The organism is Pseudonocardia sp. 2-7 (assembly GCF_056341085.1).
Map to the genome: position 1 here is coordinate 5383108 of NZ_CP094507.1, position 24353 is coordinate 5407460.

At 74.3% G+C, this 24353-nt stretch carries 25 protein-coding genes; 6 read left to right on the forward strand and 19 right to left on the reverse strand.

Annotated features, from left to right (window positions below; translation table 11 throughout):
• Positions 1-62 precede the first annotated feature (62 nt).
• The 3 genes from MTO91_RS26065 (at position 63) to MTO91_RS26075 (ending at position 2197) form a co-directional block, all read left to right on the forward strand.
• A complete protein-coding gene (locus MTO91_RS26065) occupies positions 63-794 on the forward strand; it encodes an RNA polymerase sigma factor (RefSeq protein WP_083474417.1) in 732 nt (243 codons plus the stop codon).
• On the forward strand, positions 791-1135 hold the full coding sequence (locus tag MTO91_RS26070; RefSeq protein ID WP_208822261.1) for a hypothetical protein: 345 nt from the start codon (positions 791-793) through the stop codon (positions 1133-1135). Before MTO91_RS26065 ends, MTO91_RS26070 begins: the two co-directional genes overlap by 4 nt.
• A gap of 69 nt (positions 1136-1204) precedes the next feature.
• Complete coding sequence (locus MTO91_RS26075) at positions 1205-2197, forward strand: DedA family protein (RefSeq protein WP_405420955.1); 993 nt, start codon at positions 1205-1207, stop codon at positions 2195-2197.
• Between the two features lie 47 nt (positions 2198-2244).
• Here the strand turns inward: MTO91_RS26075 and MTO91_RS26080 are convergent, their stop codons facing one another.
• From MTO91_RS26080 to MTO91_RS26090, 3 genes are read right to left on the reverse strand one after another with little or no spacing between them, the layout of a single operon-like run.
• Complete coding sequence (locus MTO91_RS26080; protein WP_405420952.1) at positions 2245-2892, reverse strand: TrmH family RNA methyltransferase; 648 nt, start codon at positions 2890-2892, stop codon at positions 2245-2247.
• Entirely contained in the window at positions 2889-3449 is a 561-nt protein-coding gene (pyrE, locus tag MTO91_RS26085) for an orotate phosphoribosyltransferase (RefSeq protein ID WP_405420949.1), read from the reverse strand. Before pyrE ends, MTO91_RS26080 begins: the two co-directional genes overlap by 4 nt.
• Positions 3446-4219, reverse strand: coding sequence for an SDR family NAD(P)-dependent oxidoreductase (locus MTO91_RS26090; RefSeq protein WP_062398787.1), 774 nt, complete (start codon positions 4217-4219; stop codon positions 3446-3448). The genes pyrE and MTO91_RS26090 overlap by 4 nt, the downstream gene beginning before the upstream one ends.
• Before the next feature lie 152 nt (positions 4220-4371).
• On the opposite strand from MTO91_RS26090, the gene MTO91_RS26095 reads away from it, so the two are divergent.
• On the forward strand, positions 4372-5970 hold the full coding sequence (locus tag MTO91_RS26095; RefSeq protein WP_405420946.1) for a flavin-containing monooxygenase: 1599 nt from the start codon (positions 4372-4374) through the stop codon (positions 5968-5970).
• Between the two features lies 1 nt (position 5971).
• On the opposite strand, the gene MTO91_RS26100 is transcribed toward MTO91_RS26095, so the two are convergent.
• The 9 genes from MTO91_RS26100 to MTO91_RS26140 all read right to left on the reverse strand — a co-directional run bounded on the left by MTO91_RS26100 (position 5972) and on the right by MTO91_RS26140 (position 14630).
• Positions 5972-6979: an adenosine deaminase gene (locus MTO91_RS26100; RefSeq protein ID WP_476653103.1), complete on the reverse strand. Its 1008-nt coding sequence runs from the start codon at positions 6977-6979 to the stop codon at positions 5972-5974.
• A 30-nt stretch (positions 6980-7009) separates the two neighbouring features.
• Positions 7010-7978, reverse strand: coding sequence for an SDR family NAD(P)-dependent oxidoreductase (locus tag MTO91_RS26105; RefSeq protein WP_476653105.1), 969 nt, complete (start codon positions 7976-7978; stop codon positions 7010-7012).
• A 96-nt stretch (positions 7979-8074) separates the two neighbouring features.
• Complete coding sequence (locus MTO91_RS26110; RefSeq protein ID WP_062403935.1) at positions 8075-8722, reverse strand: type III secretion system chaperone family protein; 648 nt, start codon at positions 8720-8722, stop codon at positions 8075-8077.
• Positions 8723-8796: 74 nt separating this feature from the next.
• Positions 8797-9705: a PPE domain-containing protein gene (locus MTO91_RS26115; RefSeq protein ID WP_405420942.1), complete on the reverse strand. Its 909-nt coding sequence runs from the start codon at positions 9703-9705 to the stop codon at positions 8797-8799.
• Complete coding sequence (locus MTO91_RS26120; protein ID WP_405420939.1) at positions 9702-10037, reverse strand: hypothetical protein; 336 nt, start codon at positions 10035-10037, stop codon at positions 9702-9704. The genes MTO91_RS26115 and MTO91_RS26120 overlap by 4 nt, the downstream gene beginning before the upstream one ends.
• A complete protein-coding gene (locus tag MTO91_RS26125) occupies positions 10034-10363 on the reverse strand; it encodes a YbaB/EbfC family nucleoid-associated protein (protein ID WP_062398799.1) in 330 nt (109 codons plus the stop codon). Before MTO91_RS26125 ends, MTO91_RS26120 begins: the two co-directional genes overlap by 4 nt.
• A gap of 50 nt (positions 10364-10413) precedes the next feature.
• On the reverse strand, positions 10414-13047 hold the full coding sequence (gene clpB / locus MTO91_RS26130) for an ATP-dependent chaperone ClpB (RefSeq protein ID WP_405420936.1): 2634 nt from the start codon (positions 13045-13047) through the stop codon (positions 10414-10416).
• 217 nt (positions 13048-13264) lie between these two features.
• A complete protein-coding gene (locus MTO91_RS26135; RefSeq protein WP_208822275.1) occupies positions 13265-13609 on the reverse strand; it encodes a hypothetical protein in 345 nt (114 codons plus the stop codon).
• A gap of 211 nt (positions 13610-13820) precedes the next feature.
• Positions 13821-14630 carry a pyridoxamine 5'-phosphate oxidase family protein gene (locus MTO91_RS26140; RefSeq protein WP_476653108.1) on the reverse strand — a complete coding sequence of 270 codons (810 nt, stop codon included), beginning with the start codon at positions 14628-14630 and terminating at the stop codon, positions 13821-13823.
• A gap of 315 nt (positions 14631-14945) precedes the next feature.
• Between MTO91_RS26140 and MTO91_RS26145 the strand changes: the two genes are divergently transcribed.
• Positions 14946-16118, forward strand: coding sequence for a globin domain-containing protein (locus MTO91_RS26145; protein ID WP_208822279.1), 1173 nt, complete (start codon positions 14946-14948; stop codon positions 16116-16118).
• A 69-nt stretch (positions 16119-16187) separates the two neighbouring features.
• On the opposite strand, the gene MTO91_RS26150 is transcribed toward MTO91_RS26145, so the two are convergent.
• The 4 genes from MTO91_RS26150 to MTO91_RS26165 form a co-directional block, all read right to left on the reverse strand.
• Entirely contained in the window at positions 16188-16991 is an 804-nt protein-coding gene (locus tag MTO91_RS26150) for a TauD/TfdA family dioxygenase (protein WP_476653109.1), read from the reverse strand.
• Positions 16992-17054: 63 nt separating this feature from the next.
• Entirely contained in the window at positions 17055-17912 is an 858-nt protein-coding gene (locus MTO91_RS26155) for an ABC transporter permease (RefSeq protein WP_346103223.1), read from the reverse strand.
• Positions 17909-18850, reverse strand: coding sequence for an ABC transporter permease (locus MTO91_RS26160; RefSeq protein WP_476653111.1), 942 nt, complete (start codon positions 18848-18850; stop codon positions 17909-17911). The genes MTO91_RS26155 and MTO91_RS26160 overlap by 4 nt, the downstream gene beginning before the upstream one ends.
• Positions 18847-20394 (reverse strand): ABC transporter substrate-binding protein, encoded by a 1548-nt coding sequence (locus MTO91_RS26165; RefSeq protein WP_476653113.1) that lies wholly within the window; start codon positions 20392-20394, stop codon positions 18847-18849. The genes MTO91_RS26160 and MTO91_RS26165 overlap by 4 nt, the downstream gene beginning before the upstream one ends.
• Positions 20395-20552: 158 nt before the next feature.
• Here MTO91_RS26165 and MTO91_RS26170 point away from each other — a divergent pair, with 158 nt between their 5' ends.
• Positions 20553-21851, forward strand: a complete 1299-nt coding sequence (locus MTO91_RS26170) for an MDR family MFS transporter (protein WP_476653114.1) — start codon at positions 20553-20555, stop codon at positions 21849-21851.
• A gap of 29 nt (positions 21852-21880) precedes the next feature.
• Here MTO91_RS26170 and MTO91_RS26175 read toward each other — a convergent pair whose 3' ends face one another.
• The 3 genes from MTO91_RS26175 to grpE form a co-directional block, all read right to left on the reverse strand.
• Entirely contained in the window at positions 21881-22336 is a 456-nt protein-coding gene (locus MTO91_RS26175; RefSeq protein ID WP_301549047.1) for a heat shock protein transcriptional repressor HspR, read from the reverse strand.
• Positions 22337-22341: 5 nt separating this feature from the next.
• Positions 22342-23568, reverse strand: a complete 1227-nt coding sequence (gene dnaJ, locus MTO91_RS26180) for a molecular chaperone DnaJ (RefSeq protein WP_476653116.1) — start codon at positions 23566-23568, stop codon at positions 22342-22344.
• A gap of 88 nt (positions 23569-23656) precedes the next feature.
• The gene (gene grpE, locus MTO91_RS26185) at positions 23657-24319 is read right to left on the reverse strand and encodes a nucleotide exchange factor GrpE (protein ID WP_476653117.1); all 663 of its coding nucleotides are present in this window, start codon (positions 24317-24319) and stop codon (positions 23657-23659) included.
• Positions 24320-24353: the final 34 nt, after the last annotated feature.

Genomic DNA, 24353 nt, shown 5'->3' on the forward strand with positions numbered 1-24353 from the left:
GCCATCGTCTGCCATGGGCCTGGTCTCACCACGGGCGACGCCGTCGACCGCTGCACCGGGTAATGCTGCGGAGCCTGTCGGTGGTGGTCGCTAGTGTGGTGGGCGTGGAGGAGGAGCGCGCCGAGAACGCCGTCGACCGGACGCTGGGCCGGTTGCGCGCCATCGACAGCCGACCGGCGCCCGCGGGCACCGGGCCGCACCCGTTCGCCCCGGGCACGGCGGCGGCCCCGGTCGACGGGCCGGGTGGTTCCGGGGCCCGGCAGGGCCCGGAGACACCCCTGACGCTGGCCGACCTCTACCGCGACCACCGCCTGCGGCTCATGCGCCTCGCGATGCTGCTGGTGGACATCCCGGCCACCGCGGAGGACGTGGTGCAGGAGGCGTTCACCGGCCTGCACCGGCACTGGACCGGTCTGCGGGACGAGACGGCCGCCGTCGCCTACCTGCGTGCGGCCGTGGTGAACGGGTCCCGGTCGGTGCTGCGGCGCCGTCGCACGGCACGCGAGTACGTGCCGCCGCACGCGGCGAACGCCCGCTCCGCGGAGTCGCTGGCCATGCTGTCGGCCGAGCACCAGTCGGTCGTCGACGCGCTGGGCCAGCTCCCGCCGCGCCAGCGCGAGGTCCTCGTCCTGCGCTACTACGGCGGGCTCACCGAGTCCGAGATCTCCGAGGCCGCCGGGATGAGCCGGGGCACGGTGAAGTCGACCGCCAGCCGCGCGCTCGACGCCGTCGCCCGGATCATGGCCGAGCGGGCCGGGACCGAGGCCGTCCGGCGTCCGGGAGAGCTGCGATGACCGGCCCCCAGCCGCCGCAGCCCGGCCGCGACGACGCCGCCCGCCGGATCGGCGAGGCGCTGCAGGCGCAGGCCCGCGGGCGCCCGATGCCGCAGCGCCCCGCGGCGGGCCCGGCCCCCGTGCCGCCGCGCGTCCCCGGCCGGCTCCCGCCGCCGGTCCCGCGTCCCGGGCCGCCCCCGCAGCGCCGGCCGCAGCAGGCCCCGGCGCCGGAGCCCGCTCGTTCGGCGACCGGCCAGATCGTCTGGGCCGCGGTGATCGCGCTGCTCCTCGGTGCCCTGCTCGGCGGGGGTCTCGCGCTGGTGTCGGTGCTCCTGCCGGGTGCGCTGCCCGCCCTCGGCTGAGCCGCTCACAGCACCCCCACAGCGACGGCCACGTCGATCCACATCACCCGGCCGGTACCGTTTCCCGACGTGACGGTTCTCGCCGCGACGCAGACGCTCGCCCTCGGTCCCGACTGGCTCGACCCGGCGGTGATCATCGAGTCCCTGGGTCCGTGGGCCCTGGTGGGCGTCGCTGCGATCATCTTCGCGGAGTGCGGGCTGCTGCTCGGGTTCTTCCTCCCGGGCGACTCGCTGCTGTTCACCGCGGGCCTGTTCGTCGCGCAGGGCGCGATCGGCGTGCCGCTGTGGCTGGTCTGCCTGGTGCTGGTGGTGTCCGCCTTCGCCGGCAACGCCGTCGGCTACGGCATCGGCTACCGCGCCGGCCCGGCGATCTTCGACAAGCCGAAGTCGAAGCTGTTCAACCCCAAGCACGTCGAGAAGACCCACGAGTTCTTCGAGAAGTACGGCAACCGGGCCATCGTCCTCGGCCGCTTCGTGCCGATCGTGCGGACCTTCATCACCGTGAGCGCCGGCGTCGCGCGGATGGACCCGAAGCGCTACCTGACGTACTCGCTGATCGGCGGCGTCGCGTGGGCGGCGGGCGTGACGGTGCTGGGCTACTTCCTCGGCCAGTTCGCGTTCGTCCGTGAGCACATCGACCTGATCCTCATCGCGATCGTGTTGATCTCGGTGCTGCCGATCGTGTTCGAGGTGCTGCGGGCGCGGGCCGCGTCCAGGCGCGGGGGCCCCGCCGGCCCGGTCGACGGCGTCGCGGGCGCCGCGACCGGTGCGGCCGCCGCCACCGTCACCGGCCGCTCCGCCGACGACGACCCGGCCGCGGTCACCATGCAGATGCCGGCCGTCGGGAGCGGCCCGGCGCCGCGGGCCGGACGCCCCCGGGACGGGCAGACGACGTTCGTCCAGCCCGGTCGTGCCCCGCAGCACGGCGGGACCGCACCACGGCACGGTGGCGCGGTGCCGCCGCACGGCCCCGGCCCCGGCCCCCGCCCGCAGGACGGCACGGAGCCGCCGTACCGCCACACCACCGGTCGCCCCACCATGCCGCCCCGGCACGGCAACTGAGCATCGATCAGCACGTTTCCGCCCTGCCCGGGGCGGAAACGTGCTGATCACCAGGCGTCGGACAGGTCCGCGTGCTCGCGGATCCAGCTGTGCATCACGATGCCGGACGCGACGCCGGCGTTGACCGAGCGCGTCGAGCCGAACTGGGCGATCGACACGACCAGGTCCGCGGCGTCGCACAGCTCCGGTGACAGCCCGGGGCCCTCGGCGCCGAACACGAGTACGCAGTCCCGCGGCAGCGACGTGGCCTCCAGCCGGACCGCGCCCGCGACGTTGTCCACCGCGACCACGGCCAGGCCGTGCTCCCGGGCGAACGCGACGAGACCGTGCGAGTCGGCGTGGTGGTGCAGCCGCAGGTAGCGGTCGGTGACCATCGCGCCGCGGCGGTTCCACCGGCGTCGCCCGACGACGTGCACGCCGGCGACCCCGAAGGCGTTCGCCGTGCGCACCACCGTGCCGATGTTGTGGTCGTGCCCGAGGTTCTCGATCGCCACGTGGAACGGGTGCGCCCGGCCTGCCAGGTCCGCCGCGACGGCTTCGCGGCGCCAGTAGCGGTAGCGGTCGACGACGTTGCGCCGGTCACCGTGCTCCAGCAGCTCCGGGTCCCACTGGTCGCCCTGCGGCCACGGCCCGGCCCACGGGCCGACCCCGACCTGGCCGGGGACCGACCACTCGCTGGGCCCGGGCTCGCTCATCCCAGCTGCAGGTCCGCCAGCCCCAGCAGCGCGCGGTACGGCACGCCCTCGGCCTCGACGGCCTGCCGGGCGCCGGTGTCGCGGTCGACGACGGTGCACACCCCGACCACGTCGGCGCCGGCCCGGAGTACCGACCGGACCGCGGTCAGGACCGAGCCGCCGGTGGTGGAGGTGTCCTCGACGACCAGCACCGGGCGGCCGGTGATGTCCGGGCCCTCGATGAGCCGCTGCATGCCGTGCTTCTTGGTCTCCTTGCGGACGACGAAGGCGTCGACCGGGTCGGTGTCCGGCTCGGCCGCCGCCGCGTGCAGCACCGCCGTCGCGACCGGGTCCGCGCCGAGCGTCAGCCCGCCGACCGATCGGTAGGTCCAGTCCGCGGTGAGCTCGCGCAGCAGCCGTCCGATCAGCGGGGACGCCTCGTGGTGCAGTGTGACGCGGCGCAGGTCGATGTAGTAGTCGGCCTCCGCGCCGGAGGAGAGCGTGACCCGCTCATGGACGACGGCGATCTCCCGGACCAGCGCGGCGAGACGGGAGCGGTCGGTGTGTGCGGAGCTCATGTGCGGTCCCTGTCGAACGTCGCCGTGATGCGTCGCAGCAGGCCCCGGGGCAGCACCCCGGTCACCCCCACGATCGCCTTGTACTGCCTGGAGGGCACGGAGACGACCCGGCCCCGGTCGAGGTCGGTGAGGGCCTCGTCGACGACCCGGGAGGCCTCCAGCCACAGCGGGCCGCGGCGGGCGCCGACGTCGATGCCGGCCCGCTCGTGGAACTCGGTGCGCACGTAGCCGGGGCACAGCACCATCGCGCGCACCCCGGTGCCCTGCAGCGACGCCGCGACACCCTCGGTGAAGGAGATGACCCACGCCTTGTCGGCCGGGTAGGTGGAGCCGCGCCCGGCCAGGAAGCCCGCGACGCTCGCGACGTTCAGCACCGCGCCGGTGCCGCGGTCGACCATCCCGGGCAGCGCGGCCCGGGTCAGCTCCAGCACCGCGGCCACGTTCACCTGCAGCTGGCGGGCCAGGTCGGCGGCGTCGTTCTCCAGGAAGGAGGCGCCCAGCGCGAGCCCGGCGTTGTTGACGAGCAGGTCGACCGGCGCGACGTCGGGGTCGGCGAGGCGGCGCACGACCCGGGCCCGCTGGTCCGGGTCCGACAGGTCGGCGGGCAGCACCTCGACGGCGACACCGAGGTCGCGGTAGCGCTGCGCGGCGGTCCGGAGGCGGTCGGCGTCGCGCGCCACGAGCACGAGGTCGCGGCCGTCGGCGGCGAGCCGATCGGCGAACGCGGCCCCGATCCCCGACGACGCGCCCGTGATCATGACGGAGGGCACGCGGGGAGCGTAGTGCGTCCGCACCCGACCGGCGCAGGCGCGACGGTTACCGACGGGTCGGGTGTGACCCGTGCGACAGAGGTGTGCGACGACCTCGTGAGACGGGCCGCTCTCGCGTGCCGGTGCACCATGAAGCCTTTACCGTCGAGACCATGACGTCCGAGGCGCTGCCGATCCAGCGGCCGGTCGATCCCGCTTCCCCCGGCACCGCCGACGTGCCGAGCGGCCCGTCGCCCCGTCATTCGAGGGTCGCCGTCGTGGGGGCGGGGTTCACCGGACTCGCCGTGGGCCTGGCCCTGCTACGGCGGGGTGTGCACGACTTCGTCCTGCTGGAGCGGGCGGACGACGTCGGCGGGGTGTGGCGCGACAACACCTACCCCGGGGTGGGCGTCGACACGCCGTCGCCGCTGTACCAGCTGCGCGCCATGACCAACCCGGACTGGAGCGACCTCTACGCGCCCGGCCACGAGGTGCAGGACTACGCCCGGCGCCTGGCCCGCTCGACCGGCCTGCTCGACCACGTCCGCTTCGACGCCGACGTGCTCTCCGCCCGCTGGGACCCCGCGGACGCCCGCTGGCGGATCGCGACGCCGTCCGGGGAGTTCACCGCGAACGTTCTGGTCAGCGCGGCCGGTCTGGTCGCGGACCCGAAGCTGCCCGACGTCGAGGGCCTCGCCGACTTCCCGGGCCCGGTGTTCCACTCGGCCCGCTGGGACCACGGGACCGACCTCACCGGCTCGCGCGTCGCGGTCGTCGGGACGGGGGCGACGGCGATCCAGCTCGTCCCCGAGCTGCAGCCGCGCGTCACCGAGCTGCACGTCCTGCAGCGCACCCCGGCCTGGATCCTGCCCAAGCCCGAGCGGCCCGTCGGCGAGCGCACCCGTCGCGCGCTGGCGGCGAACCCGTTGCTGTGCCGGATGCAGTTCGACGTCATCTACGTCGGCGCCGAGCTGCTCGCCGCGACCCGTCGCTCGCGGCTGCTGCGCGAGGCACTCACCCGGGTCGGTCGCAGGCATCTCGCCGCCCAGACGCCCGACCCGCGGCTGCGCGCGCGGCTGACCCCCGACTTCGACTACGCCTGCAAGCGGCCGCTGGTCTCGAACGACTACCTGCCCGCGATGAGCGCGCCGAACACGACGCTGCACACCGGTGGGCTCGCCCGGGTCGAGGGGCGGACCGTCGTCTCCGGCGACGGAAGCCGCGCGGAGGTCGACGCGATCGTGCTGACCACCGGGTTCGAGGTCGGCGCGACCGCCCCGATCGCGCGCCGCATCCACGACGCCCACGGCAGGTCCCTGCACGACCACTGGGGCGCCTACCCGCGCGCCTACCTGGGGATGAGCTACCCCGGCTTCCCGAACCTGTTCCTCATGCAGGGTCCGAACGCGACCAGCGGGGCCAGCTCGACGCTGCTGTTCTCCGAGGCCCAGGCCCGCTACGTCGCCGACGCCGTGTGCCGGATGGCGGCCGAGGGCATCCGCGCGCTCGACGTGAAGCCCGCCGTCGAGGAGCGCTGGACGCGACGGATCCGGCGCCGCTCGGCCCGCACCGTGTACGAGACCGGCGGCTGCGCGAGCTACTACCAGAACGACGAGGGCGTCAACGTCGTCATGTGGCCGGCCAACACCGCGGAGTACCAGCTGCGGACCCGCCGGTTCCGGCTGTCGCCGTTCGACGTCGAGCGGGGCCGGGCCGGTGCCGGGCGCCCGCTGCACCCGTTGCGCCCGGTCCGGCTCGCCGCGACGGCCTGACTCACCCGCGGGCCGCGGCCCCCCAGTCGGCGACCTCGCCGAGCAGGCGCTGCACGGCCTCGTCGTCGAGGAACGACGAGGTGATCGAGTTGGCGGCCAGCGTGCGGAGCTGGTCGTCGGTGAAGCCGAGGCCCTCGCGGACCGCGGCGTAGTTCGCGTCGGCGTAGCCGCCGAAGTAGGCGGGGTCGTCGGAGTGCACCGACACGTTCAGCCCCGCCGCCAGCATCTCCGGCAGCGGGTGCAGCCCGATGCCGGGCACGCAGGCGAGCCGGACGTTGGACAGCGGGCAGACCGTCAGCGGGGTGCGGTCACGGACCAGGCGGGCGACGAGGGCGTCGTCCTCGATCGCACGGATGCCGTGGTCGACGCGCAGCACGCCCAGCTCGTCGAGGGCCTCGGTCACGTAGCCCGCCGGGCCCTCCTCTCCCGCGTGCGCGACCGGCTTGAGACCCAGCCCGCGGGCCCGCTCGAACACCGAGGTGAACTTCGACGGCGGGTGCCCGAACTCGGCCGAGTCGAGCCCGACCCCGACGATCCGGTCCAGGTACGGCTCCGCCGCCCGCAGGGTCTCCTCCGCCTCGGCGGCCGACCGGTCGCGCAGGAAACAGAGGATCAGCCCGGCGGAGACGTCGTCGGCGTGGTGCTCGATCGCGTCGGTGAGCCCGCCGATCACGTCGCCGATCGCGACGCCGCGAGCGGTGTGCGCCTGAGGGTCGAAGAACATCTCGACGTGCCGGACCCCCTGCTCCGGGCAGGTCCGCAGGTACGCCGACGCGAGCGCGGCGAAGTCGTCGCGGGTCCGCAGGACGGCCATGTTCGCGTAGTAGACGTCCAGGAAGGACTGCAGGTCGGTGAATTCGTAGGCCGCCCGCAGCTCCTCCACCGAGGCGTACGGCAGCGCGACGTCGTGCCGCCGGGCCAGCTCGAACACGGTCTCGGGTTCGAGCGTGCCCTCGATGTGCAGGTGCAGCTCGGCCTTCGGCAGCGGCGGGGTCCCGGTGGTCGTCACCGGGACATCATCCCGTGCCGTCCCGCGCGGTCAGGAGCTGGTGATCGTCGACGTCATGTAGGCCGAGACCTGGTGGCCACGGGAGCGGTCACGGGCCGCGGCGCTCGCGCGGGCGCGCTGCGCCGCGGTGCGCACCGGACCGGCCGCCCAGTGCCGCCCGCAGTCCCCGGCGGCGACGACGGCGCGCCCCGCGCCCGGGCGGGAGGGCAGGTCCGGCAGCCGGGACGGCTCCCGGTGCCCGGCACCGCCGAGCAGCTCCTCGGGCGTGGCGGACGGGGCGGCCGGGATCGCCGCGGCCGGGGTGGCGACGGCCGCCGCGCCGGTGGGCTCCCAGGTCGCGTCGGCGAACAGCTCGACGCCGCGCCGGGCCGCACGGACGCCCGCGGCGACGGCGCGCCGGGCCGGGCCCGGACGGGCCGGGCCGCTCTGCGGGGCGCTCACGACGAGGCCGGCGTCGAGGTCGTCGAGCACCGCGTCGGCGGCGTCGGCGGTCCACTCCGGCCGGTCGTCGCCGCGAACGGCGACGACGTGCACGTCGCCGGTCAGGGTCGGGGCGAGCGAGGTGACGAACGAGACCGCCCACGCGGCCGACCGCTCGTCCCCGCCGATCGCGACGATCCCGCCGGTGCCGCGACGCAGCATGCCGGGCAGCGCGGCGTGGGTGAGGCGCATCGTCGCCGTCATGCCGAGGTCGACGCTCGCCCGCCCGCCGTCCGGTGCGGCGCCGGCCGCGTCGGCGAGCGCGTCGTGCACGAGGACGTCGACGGCCGGGGCGTCCGGTCCGGCGAGGAAGGCCTCGAGCCGGAACAGGCCGTGCCGGGTGCCGAGATCCGCGAGGAGGACGTCGGCGCGGATCCCGTACCGGGCGGCGAGCTCCCGGGCGGTGGGGGCGACCCGCTCGGGGTCGCGGGTGACGAGCAGGAGGTCGTGTCCGCGCGCGGCCAGTCGGTCGGCCAGAGCCGCGCCGAGACCCGTACCGCCGCCGGTGATGAGAGCCATAGCCACACGATCAGGCTAGCGGTAGCCGTTCGGCTTAACGCGTTCGGGTGGTCACATCGCGTTGCGTTGGATCAACGCTGCGTAGATATCCGCAGATCAGGACTCGATCGCGGGACGACGGGCGTGCAGCCCCTCCTCCAGAGCGGTGGCCACCTCGGCCAGATCGGCGAGCAGGTCCTGCATCCGATCGGCGGAGATGCCGACGGGCGCGGCGGCCAGCACCCAGGCGTCCTCGGCCCAGAGGAGCTCGACGTCCTCGCCGACCGCGTCGCTGGCGTCGGCGACGCGCGGGGTCAGCAGCGGGCGGACGGCGTCGGCGTCGCTGACAAAGGCGTAGCGCTCACCGACCGGCTCGAGCAGGTCGAGGCCGGCGTCGTCGGGCAGCGGGGCCGACGGCAGCCGCAGCTCGACGGCGGCGGGCAGCGACTCGTGCACCTGCACCGCGCAGAGCACCGAGCTGATGCGGCCGGCCTGCTCGTGGTCGAACGCGTAGGCCTTGCGCGGGCCGTCCGGGGTGGGGACGTCGCCCGAGACCAGGTTGCGGGCCACACCGGGGCCGCCCTGGTGGATCGTCCCGTAGCGCCAGCGGCTGGGCAGGACGGGATCGGACTCGAGGTACTCCCACTCCCGCATGGACGCCCAGCGACGGCGGTCCCGCGTCGCGCCCCCGCGGAACCGGTCGAACAGCAGCAGACCGACACCGACGACGATCGCGACGAGGGCGATGACGAACCAGACCGACATGCCGGGCAGCGTAGTCCCGACGGGCCCCGTGGAGTGGTAGCGCCACGGCTCCGGACGTGCACGTTCGTCGCGGATCAGCCGGCCGGCGCCGTCGGGACGGGCCCGTCCCACTCCGCAACGGTCTCGCGGGCGGACGCCTGCTGTTTCTGGCTCTCGACGACGGCGTCGAGGGCGACGGCGCCCGCGGACTCCGCACGCGAGGCACGGACCGCGTTCGACGGCGAACGCGTCTGCAGGCTCTGCCCGATCCGGGTGGCGGTGCCCGCGGCGTCCTCCAGCATCCGGAGGATCTCCTCGAGCCGGGCGACCAGCGTGCGGGCGAACTGCACGATCTCGAGGACGACGGCGGGGACCGTCACCGCCCCGGCGCCGGCCGTGGCGACGGTGACCGCGGTGGCCAGGACGATCCTGGACAAGATGGAACCCAGGAAGTCCGCGATGACGTCGCGGATCAGTGCCCGCTCGGTCCCGACGAGGACCCCCGAGTCCAGGACCAGCCCGGCCAGCTCCCGGGTGTCACCGGCCAGCTCCCGCAGGCTCGTCACCTGCCGGGTGGCGGCGGCGAGGTAGGCCCCGGCCGCGGCACCGGTCCAGACGGCCGGGACGTCGGTGATCGCCCGGTCCAGCTCCTCGGCCCGGCCCTCCAGGTGCCGGGACAACCGGGCCCAGCCGTCGGCCCGTTCCCCGATCTGCTTCCCGTCGCCGCACAGGACGTCGAGCACCTCACGCAGGACCTCGATGTGCTCCATCGCCCAGCCGGCGACCGCCGAGCCCAGGGTGGCCACCGGGTCCTGGACGACGCTGACGTGGTCCAGCGCCAGCGCGGCTCCGGCCGAGACGATGCCCAGGCCGTCCTGCCCGTCGACGGCCTTGCCCATGTCGTGGAAGGACGAGGCGATGCCCGCGCCCTCGAACCGGTCGTCGACGAGGTCCTCGGCGGTGGGCGGCGGCGCGTCGAACAGGTGCGGGGTCGGCGCGCTCACGATCCGCTCCGGCCGGGTGACGGACCGACGTCGACTGCGCAGACCTCGGCGGTCAGGTCGGCGTCGAAGGTCCGGTACGACGCGGCGGACTCGGCGAGGTCGCCCGCCACCCTCGCCAGCGCCTCGGCCCCTCGGGCCACCTGCCGTGCGCCGATCGTGGTCGGCGCCAGCAGCGCACCCGTCAGGACCGTGCCGAGCACGCCGTAGGCGTCCGGGGAGAGGTCCGTCCAGCGTGGCACCGCGGCCGCCGTCGCCTCGGCCAGCGCGGACACCCGGCGCGAGTGGTCGGACAGTCTCGTCGGGTCGACGGAGAAACCGCCGGTGTCCGTCACCGCCCGGCCCCCGTCAGCGGTGCCATGATCGCCTCCACCTGCGCCGCCGCGTCCGCCGCGGCCTCCCGGCTCAGCCGCAGCACCGTCTCGGCGAGCCGGGCCCGCGGCATCTCCTCGGCGCGCACGCCGAGCTGCAGGTCGGTGAGGCTCCCCGACGGGTCGACGGTGACCACGACCGCACCGTCGCGGGTGCGTGCGGTCGCGGTCACCGTCGCGACCCGGTCCCGGGCCTGCTCGGCCCGGACCCGGATCGACTCGATGCGGGTGCGGTACTCGTCCAGCCAGGTCCGTCCGGCGTGCGGCTGCTCGGCGGTGAAGTGCTCCATGGGCCCCGACGATGACGTGCACCGCCGGGGCCCACGGGCGAACCGGTGGATCAGTTCGCGATCGCGACCGCCGGGTCGGCCGCCCCGGCCGCCTTGCCCACGACCAGGCCGCCGGTCCCGCCGTCGGCCGACGGGTCCAGGTCGACCCGGACCGTGTCGCCCTCGCGGACGCCGCCGGACAGCAGCTCGCGGGCGAGCTGGTCGCCGATCGCGGACTGCACCAGCCTGCGCAGCGGGCGCGCGCCGTAGACCGGGTCGAACCCGTTCATGGCGAGCCACTCGCGGGCCGCGTCGGAGACCTCCAGCGACAGCCGCCGCTTGGCCAGCCGGCGCCCCAGCACCCCGACCTGGATGTCGACGATGTGGGTCAGCTCCTCGGTCGACAGCGCGTGGAACACCACGACGTCGTCGAGCCGGTTGAGGAACTCCGGCTTGAAGTGCGACCGGACGACCGCCATGACGGCGTCCGTACGCCCCTTCTCGTCCAGGGACGGGTCGGCGATGGCCTGGCTGCCCAGGTTGGACGTCAGCACCAGGATCGTGCTGCGGAAGTCCACTGTGCGGCCCTGGCCGTCGGTGAGACGGCCGTCGTCGAGCACCTGCAGGAGTGTGTCGAAGACGTCCGGGTGGGCCTTCTCGACCTCGTCGAGCAGCACGACGCTGTAGGGCCGCCGCCGCACCGCCTCGGTGAGCTGACCGCCCTGGTCGTAGCCGACGTAGCCGGGAGGGGCACCGACGAGGCGGGCCACCGAGTGCTTCTCGGAGTACTCGCTCATGTCGATGCGGATCATCGCCCGCTCGTCGTCGAACAGGAACTCCGCGAGCGCCTTGGCCAGCTCGGTCTTGCCGACGCCGGTGGGCCCGAGGAACAGGAACGAGCCGGTCGGCCGGTTCTCGTCCGCGACGCCGGCACGCGCCCGGCGCACCGCGTCGGACACCACGCGGACGGCCTCGGACTGGCCGACGACCCGGTGGCCGAGCTCGTCCTCCATGCGCAGGAGCTTGGCGGTCTCACCCTCCAGCATCCGGCCGGCGGGCACGCCGGTCCAGGAGCTGACGACGTCGGCGACGTCGTCCGGGCCGACCTCCTCCTTGAGCATCACGTCCTCGGCGCGCTCGACCGTCTCGGTGGCGGCGGCGAGCTCCTTCTCCAGCTGCGGGATGCGCCCGTAGCGCAGCTCCGCGGCCCGGCCCAGGTCGCCGTCGCGCTCGGCCCGCTCGGACTCGCCGCGCAGCTGCTCCAGCTGCTCCTTGAGCTCGCGGGTGACGTCGATGGCGCTCTTCTCGTTCTGCCAGCGCGCGGTCAGCGCGGCCAGCTCCTCGCGCTTCTCGGCCAGCTCGGCGCGCAGGGCCACCAGCCGGTCCTTCGACGCCGCGTCGACCTCCTTGTCGAGCGCCATCTCCTCGATCTCCAGGCGGCGGACGGCCCGTTCCACGGTGTCGATCTCCACCGGGCGCGAGTCGATCTCCATCCGGAGCCGGGAGGCGGCCTCGTCGACGAGGTCGATGGCCTTGTCCGGGAGGAACCGGGCGGTGATGTAGCGGTCCGACAGGGCGGCCGCGGCGACCAGGGCGGCGTCGGTGATGCGGACGCCGTGGTGCACCTCGTAGCGCTCCTTGAGCCCGCGCAGGATGCCGACGGTGTCCTCGACGGACGGCTCGCCGACCAGCACCTGCTGGAAGCGACGCTCCAGCGCCGGGTCCTTCTCGATGTGCTGGCGGTACTCGTCGAGCGTGGTCGCGCCGACCATCCGCAGCTCACCGCGGGCGAGCATCGGCTTGATCATGTTGCCGGCGTCCATCGCGCCCTCGCCGGACGCGCCCGCACCGACGATCGTGTGCAGCTCGTCGATGAAGGTGACGACCTCGCCCGCGGAGTCGGTGATCTCCTTCAGGACGGCCTTGAGACGCTCCTCGAACTCGCCGCGGTACTTCGCACCGGCCACCATCGACCCCAGGTCGAGGGAGACGACGCGCTTGCCGCGCAGCGACTCGGGGACGTCACCGGCCACGATGCGCTGGGCCAGGCCCTCGACGATCGCGGTCTTGCCGACGCCCGGCTCCCCGATCAGCACCGGGTTGTTCTTGGTGCGCCGCGACAGCACCTGGACGACGCGGCGGATCTCGGTGTCCCGGCCGATGACCGGGTCGAGCTCGCCCTCGCGCGCCCGGGCGGTCAGGTCCTGGCCGTACTTCTCCAGGGCCTGGTAGCTGCCCTCGGGGTCCGGGCTGGTCACCCGGGCCGAGCCGCGGACCTTGCCGAACGCCTCGCGCAGCGCGTCCGGCGTGGCGCCGTGACGCCCCAGCAGCTGGGCGACCGGGCCCCCGGAGCGCGCGAGGCCGACGAGCAGGTGCTCGGTGGAGACGTACTCGTCGCCCATCTCGGTGGCGAGCTGCTGCGCCGCGGTGATCGCGGCCAGTGCGTCCCGGGACAGCTGCGGCGCGCTCACCGACGACCCCGACGCCGACGGCAGCCGGTTGCCCAGCGCGGTCAGCTCGGATCGGACGGCGGCCGCGTCCGCCCCGACGGCGGCCAGCAGCGGCGCGGCGATGCCGTCGCCCTGGGCCAGCAGGGCGCCCAGCAGGTGGGTGGGCCCGACGTCGGGGTTCCCGGCCAGCGTCGCGGCCTGGACGGCGGCGGAGATGGCCTGCTGGGTACGGGTGGTGGGGTTGAAGGAGTCCATGCTCCGCGTTCCTCCCGGTCCTTCTGAGGTCGATGGTCTGTGGATGGGGAGCGGCACCCCGGGCCGCTGCTCCACAGTCTGCCCGGCCGGTGCACCTCTCGACAGGGTCAACCGCAGAAAAGTTGAGTCCATTCCGCTCAACACCGAGAAGTTCCGGGAACGACCGCGGCCCGCCCGGAGGGTTCCGGACGGGCCGCGGGTGGAACGGGTGCGACGATCAGCGCTCGCTGTTGTCGATCACCGTGACGCGGTTGTCGTTGTCGCTGAAGTTGCCGTTCAGGTTGTCCCGGACGTTGTCGTTCAGGAAGTCGCTGCAGTTGCCGGCCTGGCCGATGTTCGAGCCGGCGACCGGGGCCTGCGCCAGGGCGTTGAGCGAGCCCTCGGTGACGATCTTGCCCTTGGCGTCCGCGTCGCCACCCTCGAAGGCGCAGGCCTTCGTCGGGGCGCCGTGGTGCTCGCCCTTGTCGTGGCCGTAGTCGCCCGCGAAGGCGAACGGCGCGGCCGCGGCCAGCGTGGCGGCGGTACCGGCGACGACGAGGCCGAGCTTCTTCTTCGACAGCATGTCTGACTTCTCCTGTGGTGTATCCGATACAGGACGACGCGAACGGCACCCACAGCCCGTGGGTGTCGCCTGCCGTCCGACCGCCCGGGGGTTCGACCGAGCGTGCTCGATCGGTGACGGTCTGCTGCTGTCAACGACCAGGGTCGACCCGGGTCACGGCGCTCGGTTCACTCGATCGGAGTATCCTCTGGTGCGCAACCGTCGCCCCAGGTCAGCGGCCGTGCGGGCGGCGCCGGAGCGTCCGTGAGGCCCCCGCGCCGAGGTGCGTCGTGCTCGGGAACCGGCGACGGGAGGGCCGTGGCACCCGCGGCTCGGTCCCCTTGGCACCGAAGAAGTCGCCGCCCTTACGGGCCGGGTCGTCGGTCCCCCAGGCGCGCCGCTGCGTCACCCGCTCCATCCGCGGGATGTGCTTGCGGCAGTGGATGTAGGCCTCCTCCACGTCCACCACCACCCAGCGCTCGGCGCGGCGGCCCGCGGCGTGGTCGCGCGCGTGCCCGGGGTAGACGGTGCGGAAGGCGTCGTCGTCCATGATCCGGGCGCGGCCGTTGACGTGCAGCCCGATCAGCGACTCGGTGAAGTCGACCATCAGCATCCCGACGTGCGGGTTCTCCACCAGGTTGCCGAGGCTGGCGTACACGCCGTTGCCCCGGTACTCGGGGTAGGCCAGCGTGTGCGGGTCCAGCACGTGCAGGAATCCGGGCGGGCCGGCCCGCAGCGAGCTGTCGCACTCGCCGTGCGCGTCGGACGTCGCGACGAAGGCCATCTCCATCCGCCCGACGAACTCGATCATCCGCGGCAGCAGCCGGTCGCGGAGCTGGTCGTCGTAGAACCGGCCGGCGCGGGCGGAGCTGCCCACCTCGGCCTGCAACGCGTGCTCACCCGCGGAGCCGGGCCGGTGCGGTCCGTCGGTGGCCTCCGGGGCGTCGGGCACGCCGCGCTCCGGGGTCGCGGGGACGACCTCCGGCGGCGTGGCCGGACGGTCCCGTCCGGGCAGGACGACGGCGGGGATTCGCAACGGCACAGGACAACCGTGCCATCCGGCGCGGCCAGGACCAAACGATCACGGCTCCGACCGGCCCGGGACACCGCCACGTCGGCATTCCGCGCGATGGGCGCTATCCTGACCACGGCGCCACCCACGCCATGACGAGTGACCGCCGTCCCCGAACGGATGATGAGTGACAATGCGTACCCGCTCACCACACACTGGTGAGTCGGTCGGCGTACGCCGTTCCGGCGGATGGAGTCTCTCGCGTACCCTAACCGGCGGAACGCGGGCGGCAACGCCCGGTGTCACCGCGGCACGGAGCACGACCGAGGAGAGTGTCCGCCAGGCATGACTGCTGACCAGCTGATCGCCGGCGACGTCGCCCCGCCGCGACGCCCCGCCTCGGAGGCGGAGCGCACCGTCGAGCTCATCCGGACCAGCTTCGCCCTCGTCGAGCCGCAGGCCGAGGACATCGGCAAGCACTTCTACGCCACGCTGTTCAGCCATGCGCCCGAGACGCGTGACCTGTTCCCCGTGAACATGGAGGTGCAGCGCAGCCGGCTGCTGCGCGCCCTCGTGCACGTGGTGCAGATGGTCGACCAGCCCGACGACCTCGTCCCGTTCCTGCAGCAGCTCGGCCGCGACCACCGCAAGTTCGGCGTGCTGTCCCAGCACTACGACGCGGTCGGCGCCGCCCTGCTCTCGGCGATCGCCACGTTCGCGGGCGAGAACTGGACCCCGGAGATCGAGAAGGCCTGGACCGGCGCGTACGGGATCGTCGCGGACGCGATGCAGCAGGCCGCCGCGGCCGAGCGCGGGCCCGCGTCGTGGCTGGGCCGGGTCGTCGAGCACCGCCGGATCGGCTGGGACCTGGCCGTGGTCACCGTCGCGACCGACCAGCCGGTGCCCTACCAGGCCGGTCAGTACGTCTCGGTGGAGACACCGCACCGCCCGCGGCTGTGGCGCTACCTGTCCCCGGCCAACGCGCCGCGGCGCGACGGGACGATCCAGTTCCACGTCCGCGCGGTCGAGGGCGGCTGGGTCAGCCGCGCGATCGTCGCGCACAGCCGGGTCGGCGAGACCTGGCGGATCGGCCCGCCGATGGGCCGGATGGCCGTCCCGCAGAACACCCGTCGCGAGCTGCTGATGGTGGCCGGCGGCACCGGCGTCGCCCCGATGAAGGCGCTGCTCGACGAGGTCGGCCGGCGCCCCCAGCCGCCGCGCACCCAGGTGTTCGTCGGCGGCCGCACATGGGACGACCTGTACGACTTCACCTCGCTGCGCAAGCTGTCCTACAACTACCCGTGGCTCGACGTCATCCCGGTCGTCGAGTACGAGGACGAGCCGTCCGGGGCCGAGACCGGCACCCTGGCCGACGTCGTGACCCGGTTCGGCGCCTGGAGCGACCACGACGTCCTGGTCTGCGGGTCGCCGTCGATGATCCGCTCCACGGTGTCGCGGATGCTGGTCGCGGGCACGCCGCTCGACCGCATCACCTACGACCCGTTCACGATGGACTGAGCAGGCCCGTACGCCACGACGGCCGCCCTCCCGCGCCGGGAGGGCGGCCGTCGTCGTCGCGGGGCCCGGTCAGAAGGCCTCGGTGGTACGCACCGACAGCACGTGCAGCTCCCGGCTGCCGGTGAACGCGTCGCGCCCGTGCAGGAAGCGGTAGTTGTCGAGGACCAGCAGGTCCCCGCTCTCCAGCCGGAACCGTGGTGCGGCCTCGAACGCGGTGGCGAGCACGTCGGCGTAGGACTCGATGTGCGCGAGGTGGGTGTCCCAGTACGGCTCGCGCGGCACCGGCAGCGCGTAGTCGCTCGCTCGGACCGCACGCCGGCCACCACGGGTGTGCTCGATCATCCGGCGCAGCAGCGGGGTCGGCGGCACACCGCGCGGCGGGTTCGTCCGGCTGCCGAAGAAGTCCACGTCGCAGCCGGTCAGGAACCCGTGCAGCGACGGGTGCTCCGCGGCGATCCGCTCGGCGAGCGCATAGCCGTCGACGAGCACCGAGTCGCCCCCGGACGGCGCCGGGGAGGTGCAGTGCATGAACAGGAAGTCCTCGTCGGGGTCGCGCAGCCGTACGGTGCGGCCGTGCACGTCGGCCTCGAGGAACGCGCCGTCGTTGTGCAGGCCGAGGACCGGCGAGTCGGTCCCGCCCTGTGGCCGGATGCCGAACAGCTCGCGCAGCCGCCCGCCGAGCAGGGTGGCCGCGGCGACGACCATCGCCTCCGGGTCCGGGCCCGCGCCGGGGATCCGGACGACGCCGTCGCGGGCCAGCACCTCCCGGGCCTCGCCGAACGCCGCCGCGCGGGGCACGACCCCGGTCTCGTCCACCAGGCTCTTGAGCTCCGGTCGCGCCTCGCCCCTGCGCCGTCCGTCGGTTCCGGTCATCGCCACGACGTACCTCCTGCCGTTCATCCGTACTCGCAGCAGTCTGGCAGGAACGAAGCGATGTCAGAACTGTCCGGTCGGACCGGTCGTCCACCGGCGTTCCAGCCCGCGGCCCAGCGAGGTGACGAGCAGCGCCGTCCCGACGACGGCCAGCGCGGGCAGCAGGACGAGCTGCGGGGCGTTGAACAGGAACTGCCGCCCGTCGGCGAGCATCGCCCCCCACTCCGGGGTGGGCGGCTGCGGACCGAGCCCGAGGAACGACAGCCCGGCCACGGTCAGCAGGACGTTCGCGAACCGCAGGCACAGGTGCGACAGCAGCGGCCGGGCGAGGTTCGGCAGGACGTGCCGGAACGCGATCCGCAGCGGCCCGGCGCCGACGGCGACGGCGCCCTCGACGTACTCGCGGGCGCGTTCGCGGACCACGAGCTGGTAGGTGAGCCGGGCGAACGGCGTCCACCCGGCGACGACGATCGCCACCAGCAGCGACCACACGCCCGGCGCCCCGCCGGACGCGGCGACCACCACGAGACCGATCAGCACCGCCGGGATCGCGACGAGCACGTCGATGGTGCGCTGGAACAGCTGCCCGACCGCCCGTCCGCACCAGGCCGCGAGCACGCCCAGCACCGTCCCGATCCCCGCGCACAGCGCGAGTGCGACCAGGGTGAACCCGACCGAGAGCCGGGCGCCGACGGCGAGCCGGGCGAGCACGTCGCGGCCGAGCTGGTCGGTGCCGAGCGGGTGCGCGGCCGACGGCCCGGCGAAGCGGTGGGACAGGTCGTTGGCGACCGGGTCGAGCGGCAGCAGGGCGACCACGACGAGCACCCCGAGCAGGACCAGCGCCCCCGCCTGCCACCACGTCGCGTGCCGGGCGACGCGCGCGCGTGCGTCCGCCGGGCGGGCCAGTGCCGGGGCGGTCACCGGACGGCGCTCCGGGCGACCGGGTCCAGCGCGAGCGCGAGCAGCTCGGCGAGGATCCCGGCGACGGCGGCGACCAGCACGATCGCGAGGAGCCCGGCCTGCACGACCGGCAGGTCCTGGCCCAGCACGGCGTCGTAGAGCAGGCGGCCCAGGCCGGGGACCGCGAACAGCACCTCGACCACGACCGAGCCGCCGAGCAGACCGCCGAGGAACAGCCCGGACAGCGAGGTCACCGAGGTCAGGGCCAGGCGGCCGCCGTGGCGCCACAGCACCCGTCCGTCGCTGATGCCCTTGGACCGCGCGACGGCGACGTGCGGGCGGGCCAGCGCGTCGAGGGTCTCGGCGCGCACGAGCTGGGCGGCGAGCGCGGCGGGGAACGCGGCGAGCGTGACCACCGGCAGCACGGCCTGGTCGACCCCGCCCCAGCCGGTCGCGGGCAGCACCGGCACGGTGACGGCGAAGGCGAGCACCAGCGCCGTCCCGAGCACGAACTCGGGGATCGCGACACCCAGCACCGAGCCGGTGGTCAGGACCCGGTCGAGCCGGCCGCCGGGACGGCGCGCGGCGCGTACCCCGAGCGGGATGCCCACCAGGGCCGCGAGCACCAGCGCGGCGAGGGCGAGGGTCAGCGACACCCCGAGCGCGGGCCAGAGCAGGCCCGAGACAGGAGTACGGCTGGTCCAGGAGATCCCGAGGTCGCCGCGCAGCAGCGCGCCGGCCCAGCCGGTGAACTGGTCCCACCAGGAGCCGTCGAGGCCGTACTGCTCCCGCAGCGCGGCCAGCACCGCCGGGTCCGGGTCGGACTCCCCGGTCCGGCTGCGCAGGATCGCGAGCGCGGTGTCCTGGCCGGAGAACCGCGGGAGCAGGAACACCAGCACCGCCGCGGCCACGGCGACCAGCGGTAGCGCCAGCAGCCTGCGCGCGACGAGTGCGGTCACTCCGTCGTCGCCAGCCCGGGGACGACCAGCGACCTGGCCAGCGGGTCGACGGTGTAGCCGGTGACCCGGTGCCCGACGCCGTTCGCGTTGGTGTGCACCAGCGGGACCCCGACGACGTCGGCGTTCAGCTTCGCCGCGGCCTCGGTGAAGACCTTCTGCCGCGCGGCCGGGTCGGTCTCGGTGGCCAGCGGGGCGAGCAGGGCGTCGAACTCCGGCGAGCAGTAGTGGTTGAGGTTGTAGGAGCCCTGGCAGGTGTAGTCGGTGGTCAGCGTGGCGCCGGCGTCCGGCACGTCGAGCAGGTAGCTGCGGGAGAGCAGGTACATGTCGAAGTCACCGGCGAGCAGCTGCGGCTCGCGGGCGTCGTAGTCGCCGATGCGGACGGTGGCCTCGATGCCGGCCCCGCGGAGCATCTCCTGGACGGCGGTGGCCAGGGTCGGGAGCTCGGGGCGGGCGCCGTAGGCACCCAGCTCGATCCGCAGCGGGTTGTCCGGGCCGTAGCCGGCCTCGGTCAGCAGCTGCCGGGCGCGCGCGGGGTCGGCGGGCGGCGGGGCGTCCTGCGAGCCCCATGCCACCGCCGGGCCGAACAGCTCCGAGGCCGGGACCGCCGACCCGGCGAGGGCCTGCTCACCGAGCGCGGTGCGGTCCACCGCGGCGGCGACGGCCTGACGCACCCGGATGTCGGCGAAGGGCGTGCGGGACTGGTTGAGGATCAGCGACGCCGTCCGGGGCGCGGCGACGGTCTGGTTCACGTACTCGTCACCGCTGAACTCCAGCGCGCTGGACTCGGGGAGCTCCTGGGCGATGTCGGCGTCACCGGCCCGCAGGGCCAGGGCGCGGGCGGCCGGGTCGGGCACGAAGTTCGCGGTGACACCGGCCAGCTGCGGGCGCTCGCCCCAGTAGCGGTCGTTGCGGGCGAGGGTCACCGACTGGGTGCCGTTCGCCCGGGTGATCGTCATCGGGCCGGTCCCGGTCTGCTGGACCGACGGCGGGGTGGTCCGGTACGCCGACGGCGCCAGGATCGCGGTGTTCGCGCTGGACAGCCGCAGCGGCAGGATCGGGTCGGGCTTCGTCGTCGTGACGCGCACGGCGCCCGCGCCGTCCGCGGCGGCCTGCAGACCGATCCCGCGCACCGCGCGCGGCGGCGCGGCGACGCCGGCCACCCAGTTCAGGGCGGTCGCGGCGGCCTGCCCGGTGAGCGGCTCGCCGTTCTGGAAGGTCACGCCGGGACGCAGCTCGAACCGCCAGGTCCGCGGGTCGGACTGCTGGGCCCACGCCGTCGCCAGTGCGGGCCGCGGCTGCCCGTCCGGCCCGGACGCCACCAGGGACTCGGTCACCCCCAGCTGGGAGACGACGAACGCGTCGTCGGTGTCCACCCCGTAGCCGGCCGACGGGCCGAAGGCCATCGCGATGGTGGCCTGCCCGTCCGGGACGACCCGGCCGCTCCCGCCGCCGGTGCCACCGCACGCGGTCAGGACCGCGGCGCTCACCGCCAGGGCGGCGGCGACCCGCAACCGGGAACGACGGGGTGCTACGACGGCGGGCATGGCGACCTGTCCTCTCCGGCGCCCTCGACCGTGTGTCACCCGGCGCCCGGAAGATCTTCGGTAAGCCTGTACACACGGTCAAGTATCTTCATGCATGCGCATATGTCGTTACTGCCATCGAGTCGCGACTGCAGTGGGCGACCTGGTACCACTTCGTGGTGCTCCGCAGTCTGCTCCGCCGCCCCGCCGATCCCGAGTCGGACCCGCGTCCCGCGGCCCCGCTCCGCGTGGGTCGCCGGGCGCACTTCAGCGGGCTCCCGCCGGTCATGAAGCTGCTGATCAGCACCCAACTGGCCTTCAACGTGGGCTTCTACATGGTGCTGCCCTACCTGGCCACGCACCTGGCCGAGGACCTCGGGCTCGCCGCGGCGGCCGTCGGGCTCGTGCTGGGGCTGCGGACGTTCAGCCAGCAGGGGCTCTTCGTGATCGGCGGGACCCTGACCGATCGGTTCGGTGCGAAGCCGGTCGTGCTCGCCGGGTGTGCGCTGCGCGTGACCGGATTCATCCTCCTCGGGGCCGCCGGGACGCTGCCCGCGGTCATCGGCGGGGCACTGCTGACCGGGTTCGCGGCCGCCCTGTTCTCGCCTGCCGTCGAGTCGTCGCTGGCGCGGGAGGCCGGGGAGCGGGAGCGCGCCGGGGAGGGCCCGCCGCGGACCGAGGTGTTCGCGATGTTCGCCGTGGCCGGTCAGATCGGGACGGTCACCGGGCCGCTGGTCGGCACCGCGCTCATGCTGGTCGACTTCCAGCTCGCCTGCCTGGTCGCCGCCGTCGGCTTCGTGCTGGTGGGGCTGGCGCACTGGCGGTGGCTGCCGTGGCGGGAGGCCGAGCAGGCCGGACGGCCCATGCTCGCGGGCTGGGGCGAGGTACTGGGCAACCGGCGCTTCATGCTGTTCGCCGCCGGCTACTCGGGCTGGCTGCTGTCCTACAACCAGCTGTACCTGGCGCTGCCCGACGAGCTGGAGCGCATCGGCCGCACCGCGGCGCTGGGATTCCTGTTCGTGCTGATGTCGGTGCTGGTCATCACCCTGCAGATGCGGGTGACGACGTGGGGACACCGGATCGGGGCCGGCCCCTCGGTGGTGCTCGGGTTCTGCCTGATGGCCGCGTCGTTCATCGTCGTCGCGGTGGCGCGGCTGCTGCCGGGCCTGCCGGGGTGGTGGGCGCTCGCCCCCGCGGTGCTGATGGTGCTGCTGCTGACCTTCGGCGAGATGTTCGCCGTGCCGGTCGCGCAGGACCTGGTGCCCCGGCTCGCCGGGGAGCGCAGGCTGGGCGCCCACTTCGGGGTGCTGGCCTCGTTCGGCGGGCTGATGGTGCTCGTCGGCTCGACGGGCGTCGGCGCGCTGCTGGACCCGGCGTTCCCGCCGGCGCTGCCGTTCGCGGTGCTGGCCGCGGTCCCGCTGCTGGGCGCCGTGGTACTCGGGCTGCTGGCCCGTCGCGGGGTCCTGACGGCGGCCTGAGCCGTCCGGGCCCGCACCGCCCGGGGGACTCAGCCGTCGTCTGCGGGGCGCCAGCGCACGACGGCCTGGCGCCGGTCCACCGGCACCAGGTCGCGCCGGTAGGAGCGGTGCACCGCCGCCGTGGCCTGCGCGGCGGCGGCACGGACCGCGTCGAGCTCGGCAGTGGCCTCCTCGAGGCGTGCCGAGAGCTCGTCGACCATCTGCTCCAGCTCGATGATCCGCTTGACGCCCGCGAGGTTCACGCCCTCCTCCTGGGAGAGCCGCTGCACCTCGCGCAGCAGCGCGATGTCGCGCTGGGAGTAGCGACGCCCGCCGCCCGCGGACCGGCCCGGGCTGACCAGGCCGATCCGGTCGTAGCTGCGCAGGGTCTGGGCGTGCAGGCCGGACAGCTGCGCGGCGACCGAGATGACGAACACCGGGCTGTCGTGTGCCACGTCGACGGTCAGCGGTTCCTCCCCGTCCCGGGGGGTGCGTCGTCCGGCCACCGCCATCACCTCCTGGTGCTACCGAGCAGATCGGCCCGCGGGTCGAACGACGACGTCGCCTCGGCATAGGCCTCCAGCGCACTGGTGGCCGCCTCGTCCAGCTTCTGCGGCACCGCAACCTCGACGGTGACCAGCAGATTGCCCTTCTTCCCGTTCCTGCGCTCGACCCCACGCCCCGACACCCGGAACGTCCGGCCGCTGGCGGTCCCCGGCGGTATCCGCAGCGAGACGGTGCTGTCGAGTGTCGGCACCGTCAGGGTCGCACCCAGAGCCAGCTCGGGGAAGGTCACCGGCACGGTGAGGGTCAGGTCGTCGGAGTTCTTCGACGACCGCCCGAAGATCCGGTGCGGGGTGACCGAGACCGTGACGTAGAGGTCACCGGCGGGTGCGCCGCCGCGACCGGGCTCGCCCTGGCCCGCGAGCCGGACCTTCTGCCCGTCGTCGACGCCGGCGGGGACCCGCACCGTCAGCGACCGGGTCCGGGTGGACACGCCGTCGCCGTGGCACTCGGGGCACGGGTCGTCGATGATGCGGCCGGTCCCGCGGCAGTCGCGGCACGGCTCGGAGAACGAGAACGCGCCCTGGCTGCGGTTCACCAGACCCTGACCGGAGCAGGTCGGGCAGGTGCGCGGGGTGCTGCCGGGCCGGGACCCGGTGCCGCCGCAGCGCTCGCAGCGCCCCGGCGAGGACAGCTTGATCGGCACCGTCGCGCCGCGCACCGCGTCGTCGAAGGAGATGGTCAGGCTGCTCTCGACGTCCTGACCGCGGCGGGCACCGGCCGTGCCGTACCCGCCCGCACCGCCGGCGTTGTTCCGCGCGGTGCGGCCGAAGATGTCGCCGAGGATGTCGCTGAAGTCGCCGGCCCCGGCACCGCCGGAACGGCCGGCCTGGCCGAACAGGTCGTTGATGTCGAAGCCGCCCTGGCCGGCGCCACCGGGACGCGCACCACCGGGGAAGCCACTGCCGGTGCCGAACCCGCCGAAGCCACCGCCGCCCGCGAACATCGCGCGGGTCTCGTCGTACTCCTTGCGCTTGGACTCGTCGCCCAGCACGCCGTAGGCCTCGGAGACCGCCTTGAAGCGGGTCTCGGCCTTCTCGTCACCGGGGTTCGCGTCCGGGTGCAGCTCGCGGGCGAGCTTGCGGTACGCCTTCTTGATCTCGTCCTGGGACGCCGTCGAGGAGACGCCCAGCTCGCGGTAGAAGTCCTTCTCGATCCAGTCGCGCTGGGTCACTCCGCCTCCTTCCCGATCAGACCCGCGGTGCGGCGGGAGGCCGGTCGCCTCCCACCGCACCGCGCGGTCACGTCCCTTCCCGTCCTGGTCAGGCCGGGTTCTGCGGCTCGCCGTCGCCGGCGTCCGCGCCGCCCCCGGCCGGAGCCTCGGGGCGGTCCTGCACGGTCACCATCGCCGGCCGGAGGACCCGGTCGGAGATGCGATAGCCACGGCGCAGCACCGTCGACAGCACGGTGACCGTGGGGCCGGAGCCCTCGGCCGGCTCGTGCTGCACGGCCTCGTGGAGCTGCGGGTCGAAGGACTCGCCCTCGGTCCCGAACGGCTCGAGACCCAGCTTGGTCAGCACCGTGGTGACCTTGTCGGCCGCGGCCTTGAACGGTCCCGTGAGGTCGCCGTGCTGGGCGGCGCGCTCGAAGTCGTCGAGCACCACCAGCAGGTCGTTCGCGAAGGAGACCTTCGCGTCCACCTTGGTCTGCTCACGGTCCCGGTCGGCCCGACGCCGGTAGTTGGCGTACTCGGCGCTGACCCGCTGCAGGTCCGCGGTGCGCTCGGCGACCTCGGCCCGCAGCTTCTCGAGCTCCGGGTCCTCCCCGTCGGCCGGGCCCGCGACCTGCTCGCCGTCCCCGGCCGGGGCCGCCGTGTCGACGGCCCCGTTCGCGTCGGCGTCGGGACGGACCTCGCCGGTCTCCGGGTCCACCTTGCGGCGGTCCCGGAACGTCACCGGCTCCTCCTGCTTCTGTTCGTCAGCCATGTCGACCGTCCTGTCGTCCCGTGGATGGCCGCCG